The following is a 2,133-nucleotide window of genomic DNA, read 5'->3' as shown; positions in this document are numbered from 1 at the left end:
CGTCGCGGAGCTGGGCGCCGACCCGGCGCCGGAGTTGCGGCGCATCCATGCGGGTCTGCTCGCGGGGGGCGCCCGGCCGGCGGGGGCGCAGGCGGGGGCGGGGGCGCCGTGCCCGTTGCCGGCCGTGTCCTGACGCGGGCGGGTCAGCGGCCGGCTCGGTGCCAGGTGCGCGGGTAGCGGATCAGCACGCTGCCGTGGTCCACCTCGCCGCCGACCCGGACGTGCGCGCTTCCCGGACGGGGACGTCCCGGGGCCTTGCAGGTCACGCTGCCCCAGTGGCTGCGGGCCCCGTCGGCGTCCGCGGTCGCGCCGGGCGGCAGGATGATGGTGGCGGAGCCGTACGCGAGCCGGAGCTCGATGTCGATCAACGGATGGTCGAGGGCGGCCCGGGACAGGTCGAGCCGCACCTTGCCGTACTCGGACTCGATCCACAACAGGCGCGGGACCCGCCAGTCGCCCGACCGCTTGACGTGACCTCCCGTGGTGCCGAGCCGGACCACGTCGTCGAGCGGGTCGGGCAGGCCGGCCAGGGCCGGCTCCAGGTCGCCGCGGGACGTGGCCGTGAGCGCCCGTTCGAGGCGTTCCTCCATCTCCCCCGGGCTGAGGCGCCCGTCCGCGAAGGCCTGCTGGACCCGGTGCACGGCCCGGTCGCGATCCTCGTCGGCGAGGCGCACCCGGAGCTCCGCCCGCGCCGGCACCCGATCGCTCATTCGCTGACCGCCCGCTTGTACAGCCGCGTGGACAGCGGCACGAACACCAGCAGGAGCAGCACCGACCAGGCGACCGCCAGGGGCACCGCGTGCTGGAGCGGCCACGCGTCCGGCACCGGCATGGCGGGGGTGGTGTTGCCGAACAGCTCACGCGCGGCCTGCGTGATCGTCGAGACGGGGTTCCATTCGGCGACGGCCTTCAGCGGGCCGGGCAGGCGGGCGCTGTCGACGAAGACGTTGGACAGGAACACCAGCGGCATGGAGATGGTGGTGGCCAGGTTGTTGAAGACGTCGGGCTTGCGCAGGGCCAGCGCGACGGCCGCGGTCACCCACGAGAAGGCGAAGGCGAACAGCAGCAACAGCAGGATGCCCAGGGCGGCCTCGATCGGCGTCGAGTGGATCCGCCAGCCGACGAGCAGCCCGACGAGTGCCATGGTGACGATGCTGGTGACGTTGATGAGGACGTCGGCGAGGGTCTGGCCGGTCAGCACCGCCGACGGCGCCATGGGCAGCGTGCGGAACCGGTCGAAGATGCCCTTCTGCAGGTCCTGCGTGAGCGTGTAGCCGGTGATCTGGGCGCTCATGACGATCGTCTGGACGAAGATGCCGGGCATCATGTAGTCCGTGTACGACATGCCGGGCAGGTCGATCATGCTGCCGAAGACGTAGGCGAACAGCAGCACGAACACGATCGGCAGCACGATCACGCCGCCGAGCATGTCCGGGGCTCGCCTGATCTTGAGCGCGTTGCGCTTGGTGATCGTCACGCCGTCGGCGATCGCGATCTGGAGGGAGTTCATCGGCTGTGCTCCTTCGTCTCGCCCCGGTCTTGCCCGGTGGGCGTCTTGCCCGGGTCGTGTCCGGTGAGGGTCAGGAAGACGTCGTCCAGGGTCGGCCGGCGCAGCCCGGCGTCGCGCACGGTGACGCGTTCGGCGGCCAGCAGGCCCAGGGCGGCGGTCAGCGAGGCCGCGCCGTCGCTGACCGGGACGGTCACGTGCAGCACGGCCGGGTCGGTCTGGACGTCACCGGCCGCCAGCGGCGCCAGCGCCCGCCGCACGGTCTCCAGCTCCGCCGCGCTCGACACCGTCAGCTCGATGCGGTCGCCGCCGGTCTGGTGCTTGAGCTCGTCGGCCGTGCCCAGCGCGATCACCCTGCCGTGGTCGACCACCGCGATCCGGTCGGCCAGCCGGTCGGCCTCCTCCATGTACTGCGTGGTGAGCAGCACCGTCGTGCCGCCCGTGACCAGCTCGGCGATGACGTCCCACAGGCTCGCCCTGGCCCGGGGGTCCAGGCCGGTCGTGGGCTCGTCGAGGAAGAGCACCGGCGGGGCGGCCACCAGCGCCCCCGCCAGGTCGAGCCGGCGGCGCATGCCGCCGGAGTATCCCCGCACCGGCCGGTCGGGCGCCCCGGGCAGGTCGAAGCG

Annotated in this window: 3 protein-coding genes; all 3 read right to left on the bottom strand. The window is 73.1% G+C overall.

Features of this window, described 5'->3' with window-relative positions:
• Nucleotides 1–143 precede the first annotated feature (143 nt).
• Nucleotides 144–710, bottom strand: a complete 567-nt coding sequence (locus ACWD0F_RS51990; RefSeq protein ID WP_449890558.1) for a DUF1707 SHOCT-like domain-containing protein — start codon at nucleotides 708–710, stop codon at nucleotides 144–146.
• Complete coding sequence (locus tag ACWD0F_RS51985; protein WP_449890557.1) at nucleotides 707–1,510, bottom strand: ABC transporter permease; 804 nt, start codon at nucleotides 1,508–1,510, stop codon at nucleotides 707–709. Before ACWD0F_RS51985 ends, ACWD0F_RS51990 begins: the two co-directional genes overlap by 4 nt.
• The coding region (locus ACWD0F_RS51980; RefSeq protein WP_449890555.1) for an AAA family ATPase at nucleotides 1,507–2,133 on the bottom strand (627 nt) is incomplete at its 5' end. The genes ACWD0F_RS51985 and ACWD0F_RS51980, both read right to left, overlap by 4 nt.

The sequence above is a fragment of the Nonomuraea sp. NPDC002799 genome (assembly GCF_053592075.1).
The sequence above is the reverse complement of the archived record's forward strand: the minus strand, read 5'-3'. Positions and strand labels throughout refer to the sequence as shown.

What these genes read in the sequence shown, in the direction of transcription:
- ACWD0F_RS51985 (WP_449890557.1), bottom strand. Translation starts at nt 1,510, where the DNA reads ATGAACTCCCTCCAGATCGCGATCGCCGACGGCGTGACGATCACCAAG.
- ACWD0F_RS51990 (WP_449890558.1), bottom strand. Translation starts at nt 710, where the DNA reads ATGAGCGATCGGGTGCCGGCGCGGGCGGAGCTCCGGGTGCGCCTCGCC.